Origin of the sequence: Mycobacterium parascrofulaceum ATCC BAA-614, assembly GCF_000164135.1 — a bacterium.
In the GTDB taxonomy this organism is placed as follows: domain Bacteria; phylum Actinomycetota; class Actinomycetes; order Mycobacteriales; family Mycobacteriaceae; genus Mycobacterium; species Mycobacterium parascrofulaceum.
Map to the genome: position 1 here is coordinate 717,957 of NZ_GG770554.1, position 6,210 is coordinate 724,166.

Consider the following 6,210-nt stretch of genomic DNA (forward strand, 5'->3'; position numbering starts at 1 on the left):
CGCGGCGGGCGCGGCCGTGGGGGACGGCGGGGTGGCCGGGGCCGGGGCCGGCGTGGGTGGCGGGGTGGGTGCCAGCGCGGCCGGGACCAACGAAGGGGCTGGCACGACCGGCGGCACCGGAATGGCGTGCAGCCCGGCCAAGCTCGTCAACCCCGCGAGGCCCCCGACCAGGGTCGGCACCACCAGCGGAACCACCGTGACCGTCAGCAGCGGAAGAAGGACCGGGATCAGCACGATCATCTGCTCGAGTAACGTCTTCAGCAGCGCGATGGTATCGGTGATGATCGTCCCGATGGCTTCGACGGCGGTGAACAACAGGGTCCACGCGATGGTCGCGGGATTGCCCGAGGCGAATGCCGCCGCAAGATCGGCCGCGATGAAGGCAAAGGTCTGCGCCAGATAGGCGAAGTAGGAGCCGAAATCCATCGGATAGCCGAGCGCGAACGCGATGTTGAAGGGGTTCAGAAAGCTCAGCGGATTCCCGAGAACCGGCAGCCAGGGGTCGAATCCGGAGAACAGCGCCGAAAAGATCGGGTTGTTCAACAGCCGGTCGATCAGCGGCTGGATGAACTTGTTGTAGAAGTCGGTGAAGCCGATCCTGTCCAGCCAGTCCAGCACCGCGTCCTGCCGGTCGGGGGGCGACGCCGGCGCAACGGAAGCGGCCGCCGGTGCGTCGGCGGTCATGACCCGCGGCGCCGGTTCCGTTGGCGGTGCGGTGGCCACTGCGGCGGTGGCAACGCCCTGATAGGTGGTCATCACGGTGGCGGCTTGCACCCACATCCGCGCGTAGTCGGCCTCGTTGAGCGCGATCGGAATGGTGTTGAGGCCAAGGAAATTGGTCGCCACCAAGGCGGCGTGGGTGGCGTGGTTGGCCGCCAGCTCGGACAGGGTCGGCATGGCCGCCAGTGCGGCCGAGTAGGCGGTGGCCGCGCTCTCGTGCCGGACGGCCATGGCCGCGCCGTCGGCGCTCGCCCGCGCCAGCCACGCCAGGTAGGGCGCGTGCGCGGCCACACAGGACTGCGCGGTCGGGCCCTCCCAGCTTCCGGATTGCATCGCGCCCAACAGCGCGGCGAGATCGTCGGCGGCCCCGGCGTATTCGGCGCTGAGGGAACCCCATGCCGCCGCGGCGGCCAGCAGCGACCCGGGCCCCGGCCCGCTGCTGAGCAGCGCGGAATGCACCTCGGGCGGCGAGGCCAGCCAAATCGGCGCGGTCATCGCTCGGCCACCTCGGTGGCGGGGAAACCGGATGTGGGATGGGGGTTTTCAGGTGAGAAGCGACGGATGGGGGCAGGACCGGTGGCGACGACGACGGCCACCCATGCAGGACGTGACATGGACGTTGACAGCTCTCTCGGGGTACGCCGCCCCGGGTCGCAGGACGCGATGACGCGAGTGTCCTGGCTCTCGGATCGCTGCTCGCCTCGCCTTCCAGCTTTTCAGCCGTGGCCGCTGAGGGTCGCTCCCCGATGACAGTGGCGGGACCGCGCCGGATTCGCACCGGCTTCCTGCATCGTCATCACCTTACGGGTCGCATTGTTGCATCGGTCGCGCCCAAAAGCCAGCAAATCATTCGAAAGCTCTCGGCGTGGACGGCGTTACCCGTTCCCCGCGACCCGCAGGCCGAGCGAAAACAGCAGCCGCACGTCGGGATCGGCCAATGACGTCGACAGCAATTCCTCGACGCGCCGCACGCGGTAACGCACCGTGTTGGGGTGCACGTGCAGCGACCGCGCGGCGGCGCCGACGTCGCCGAAGCTGTCCAGGTACACCCGCAGGGTCTCGGCCAGCGCGGGCTCCCGCACGCACAGGTCAGCGATCCGCGGATCGACCAGGCGCTGCTCGCGGCCGACCATGGTGAGAATTTCGTCGAGCAGGACGGTGGTGCGCGCCTCGGCCAGCGACGTCACCTGCCCGACCGAAATGGGATGGCGCGCAGCGCTGTCCAGCACGCGATCCACCTCGATGCGCGCCGCGCCGATCTCGCCGAGCCCGGCCGGAGCGGCGATCGCGGCCCGCAGCTGCACCCCCAGCTCGTCGCGCATCGCGGACATGGTGCCGCGGACCCACGAGGTCGCCGCGCGGGTCTGCGTCTGGGGCAACAGCACATAGATTCGCGGGCCACGCGCGGCCACCTGCGCATCCCGCCGAAAAGCGCTGGCGCTGAGCGCCATTACGTCGGCCAACCGCGCCCTTCGCGGCGCGGTGCCCGTCGCGGTGTCGGCCTTGGTGTCGGTGTCCCAGCCGATCAGCGCGGCGTCGCCGTCGGCGGCGAGGCCGAGTTCGCCGGCGACGGCGGCCACGTCCGGTTCGCCGTCGATCAGGCCCAGCAGCTGCTGCACCCGTCGCGTGTGCGTGGACGGCCGGGCCGCCAGCCGCGCCATGATGCGCGCGGCCAGCACCGCCGCCCCCCGCAACACCTCCTCCGCGTCGGCGGCCAGCGGTTGCGCGCCCTGCTGCACCCAGATGGTGCCGGCGAACGCCGGCGGGCGCGAGGGGTCCACCGCGGGCTGATAGATCCCGACGGCCAGCCGCGGGCGCAGGCCCAGCTCCGGGCGCTCGGCCACGCGCACCACCCCGTCGCTCGCCCGCAACGCATCGAAAATGCCCCACTGGCCGATCCATTCGAGATGCTCGGGCGGCCCCGCCCTGCCCAGGATGGATAGGCGGCGCAGTTCGTCGGCTTCGTCGTTGGACGCCGAATACGCCAGCACGTGTGATTGGGCGTTCTCGATGCTGACCATGCCGTGGATGCGGTCGGCCAGCGATTGCGCCAGGCCGAACAGGTCGGTGCCCGAGTCCTCGGTCGCGTCGGCGCGGTCGCCGTGGTGCTCCAGGACGTGATTCACCAACTGGTAGAGCCGCTCCCAGCGGGCCCGCGGCTCGACGGCCACCACGGCGGAGCCGGCCGCGACCGCCGCGCCCACCAAGGCGGCCGAGGGATCCTTGGCGAAGATCGCCACCGGGACGCGATCACGCGCCTGCCTGTCCATCCACCGCAGCGCCTCGTCTTGGTTCTCCGAGCCGATGCCCAGCAGGAAGAACACGTCGGCCGAGCCCGCGGCGGCCGCCAGACCCAACCGCACGTCGTCGCTGTCGATCAGCGCGGCCGAACCTACCGGAAGGTCCAGCCCGCGCGGCGATTCCACCAGGCTGACCAGGGTCGCGTCCAGCGCGAGTAACAATTGACCCAGCCCCACACCGGCCATTGTCCGATCCTACTACTGACTGGACAGAGTGTTGTCCGATCGGCTAATCCCGCGGGCCGCGCCGGCGGGGATCCTGGCAAGCATGGATGCGATCACCGAGGTGCCGTTGCCGGCCAACGAGCCGGTCCACGACTACGCGCCGCACTCGCCCGAACGGGGCCGGCTGCGCGCCGAATTGGCCGCGCTGGCCGACCACCCGATCGACCTCCCGCATGTCATCGGCGGTAGACACCGGATGGGCGACGGTGACGGCGTCGACGTCGTCCAGCCCCATCGGCACGCCGCCAGGCTGGGCACCCTGACCAACGCCGTCCACGCCGATGCGGCGGCGGCGATCGACGCCGCGATGGCCGCGAAGAGGGTCTGGGCGGCCATGCCGTTCGACGAACGCGCGGCCGTGTTCTTGCGGGCGGCCGACCTGCTCGCCGGCCCGTGGCGGGAGAAGATCGCCGCCGCGACGATGCTCGGCCAGTCGAAATCGGCGTACCAGGCCGAGATCGACTCGCCCTGCGAGCAGATCGACTTCTGGCGCTTCAACGTCGCGTTCGCGCGCCAAATTCTCGCGCAGCAGCCGATCAGCGGACCCGGCGAATGGAACCGCAGCGACTACCGCCCGCTGGACGGATTCGTCTATGCCATCACGCCGTTCAACTTCACCTCGATCGCCGGCAACCTGCCGACCGCGCCGGCGCTGATGGGCAACACCGTGATGTGGAAGCCGTCGATCACCCAGACGCTGTCGGCGTACCTGACCATGCAACTGCTCGAGGCCGCCGGCTTGCCGCCCGGTGTGATCAATCTGGTCACCGGCGACGGCTTCGCCGTTTCCGAGGTGGCGCTGGCCGACCCGCGGCTGGCCGGCATCCACTTCACCGGGTCGACGGCCACCTTCCAGCGCCTCTGGCAGCAGGTGGGCGCCAATATCGGCCGCTACCAGAGCTATCCGCGGCTGGTCGGCGAGACCGGCGGCAAGGACTTCGTGGTGGCCCACCCCTCGGCGCGGCCGGACGTGCTGCGCACCGCGCTGATCCGCGGCGCGTTCGACTACCAAGGGCAGAAATGCTCCGCCGCGTCGCGCGCCTTCGTCCCGCATTCGGTCTGGCGGCGGATCGGCGATGACTTCCTGGGAGAGACGGCCGCGCTGCGCTACGGCGACGTGACCGACCTGACCAACTACGGCGGCGCGCTGATCGACGAGCGCGCGTTCGCCAAGAACGTCGAGGCCCTCGAGCGGGCGAAGGGCGCCGCCCACGTCACCATCGCCGTGGGCGGCGAATACGACGACAGCGTCGGCTATTTCGTGCGCCCCACGGTGCTGCTCTCCGACGACCCGGCCGACGAGTCGTTCGCCACCGAGTACTTCGGTCCGCTGCTGGCGGTGCACGTGTACCCCGACGACGACTACGAGCGCATCCTCGGCGTGATCGACACCGGGTCGCGGTATGCGCTGACCGGTGCGGTGATCGCCGACGACCGCGAGGCGGTGCTGACCGCGCAGGAGCGCCTGCGGTTCGCCGCCGGCAACTTCTACGTCAACGACAAGCCGACGGGCGCGGTGGTCGGGCGCCAGCCGTTCGGCGGCTCGCGCGGCTCGGGCACCAACGACAAGGCGGGGTCGGTGCTGAACCTGTTGCGCTGGACGTCGGCCCGCACCATCAAGGAGACGTTCGTCCCGGCGACGCACCACACCTATCCGCACATGGCGGCCGACTGATGGGCCGCGCATTCGCCAGCACGCTGCGGCCGGCAATCATCGCCGCCAGCCGGCACCCCGGGCTGCGTCGGGCCGCCGAAGGGCTGCCGGTCACCCGCCGCGTGGTGCACCGCTTCGTTCCCGGCGAGACGATCGACAGCGCGCTGGACAGCGTTGCGGCGCTTCGTGTTTCCGGCCGCTACGTCAGCCTCGATTACCTCGGTGAAGACGTCACCACCGCCGACGACGCCGATGCGGCGGTGCGGGTCTACCTGGACCTGATCGCTCGCCTGGCCCGGTTCGGCGAACACGCCGGCGTGCGGCCGCTCGAGGTGTCGCTGAAACTGTCGGCGCTGGGGCAGTCGCTCGACCGCGACGGCGAGAAGATCGCGCGGGACAATGCCTTCGCGATCTGCGAGGCGGCGCGGCGGGCCGGCGTGTGGGTGACGGTGGACGCCGAAGACCACACCACGACAGACTCGACGCTGACGATCGTCCGCGACCTCCGGGCCGAATTCGGTTGGCTAGGCGTTGCTTTGCAGGCCTATCTGCGGCGCACGCCCGGCGACTGCGAGGCCTTTGCGGCGGCCGGGGCGCGGATCCGGCTGTGCAAGGGCGCCTACGACGAGCCGGCGTCGGTGGCCTACCGCGATCCCGACGCGGTGACCGATTCCTACCTGCGCTGCCTGCGCGTGCTGATGGCCGGCTCCGGCTACCCGATGGTGGCTTCCCACGACCCGGCGATCATCGAGGCGGTGCCGGCTCTGGCGCGCGAAGCCGGCCGCGGCGCGCCCGATTTCGAGTACCAGATGCTGTACGGCATCCGCGACGACGAGCAGCGACGCCTGGCGGAATCCGGCAACCGGGTCCGCGTTTACGTGCCGTTCGGCACCCAGTGGTACGGGTACTTCATGCGCCGCCTGGCCGAGCGGCCCGCCAACCTGACGTTCTTCCTGCGGGCGCTGGCGCAGCGCGGCCACTAGGGCCAGGACCGGGTTCAACCGGGGTCGTCGCCGTCGTCGTCGCTGCCGTCGTCGTCGCCATCCTCGTAGAGGAATCGTTCGGGGTGGTGGTAGGTGTTGGTGCGGGGTTGGCCGCGATCCAGGTGGGGTGGGGGGATCCATTCGGTTTCGCCGCGGGCGTTGGTGCGGGTGGTCCAGCCTGTTTCGGCGAGGCGGTTGTCGGGTCCGCAGGCCAGGGTGAGGTCGTCGATGTCGGTGCGGCGGGTGGCTTGCCAGCCCCTGACGTGGTGGACCTGGGTGTGGTAGGCGGGTGCGTCGCAGCCCGGTTTGCTACAGCCACGGTCCTTGG

5 protein-coding genes and 1 riboswitch are annotated in these 6,210 nt (G+C 70.6%); of the genes, 2 read left to right on the forward strand and 3 right to left on the reverse strand.

Translation table 11 applies throughout. From position 1 onward, the window contains the following. Both HMPREF0591_RS13430 and HMPREF0591_RS13435 read right to left on the reverse strand, forming a co-directional pair. On the reverse strand, positions 1-1,215 hold a 1,215-nt coding region (locus HMPREF0591_RS13430), incomplete at its 3' end, for a PPE family protein (RefSeq protein WP_007169116.1). Between the two features lie 155 nt (positions 1,216-1,370). Beyond that, positions 1,371-1,560: riboswitch (cobalamin riboswitch) on the reverse strand. 35 nt (positions 1,561-1,595) lie between these two features. After that, on the reverse strand, positions 1,596-3,206 hold the full coding sequence (locus tag HMPREF0591_RS13435; RefSeq protein ID WP_007169117.1) for a PucR family transcriptional regulator: 1,611 nt from the start codon (positions 3,204-3,206) through the stop codon (positions 1,596-1,598). An 82-nt stretch (positions 3,207-3,288) separates the two neighbouring features. Between HMPREF0591_RS13435 and pruA the strand changes: the two genes are divergently transcribed. Next, positions 3,289-4,920 carry an L-glutamate gamma-semialdehyde dehydrogenase gene (gene pruA / locus HMPREF0591_RS13440; protein WP_040622798.1) on the forward strand — a complete coding sequence of 544 codons (1,632 nt, stop codon included), beginning with the start codon at positions 3,289-3,291 and terminating at the stop codon, positions 4,918-4,920. Beyond that, positions 4,920-5,882, forward strand: a complete 963-nt coding sequence (locus HMPREF0591_RS13445; protein WP_007169119.1) for a proline dehydrogenase family protein — start codon at positions 4,920-4,922, stop codon at positions 5,880-5,882. The genes pruA and HMPREF0591_RS13445 overlap by 1 nt, the downstream gene beginning before the upstream one ends. 14 nt (positions 5,883-5,896) lie before the next feature. Here HMPREF0591_RS13445 and HMPREF0591_RS13450 read toward each other — a convergent pair. Further along, a partial coding sequence (locus tag HMPREF0591_RS13450) for an HNH endonuclease signature motif containing protein (RefSeq protein WP_007169120.1) occupies positions 5,897-6,210 on the reverse strand: 314 nt, incomplete at its 5' end.

Excerpts from the sequence above, each read along its gene's own strand:
- HMPREF0591_RS13435 (WP_007169117.1), bottom strand. The coding sequence starts at position 3,206 with ATGGCCGGTGTGGGGCTGGGTCAATTGTTACTCGCGCTGGACGCGACC.
- pruA (WP_040622798.1), top strand. The coding sequence starts at position 3,289 with ATGGATGCGATCACCGAGGTGCCGTTGCCGGCCAACGAGCCGGTCCAC.
- HMPREF0591_RS13445 (WP_007169119.1), top strand. The coding sequence starts at position 4,920 with ATGGGCCGCGCATTCGCCAGCACGCTGCGGCCGGCAATCATCGCCGCC.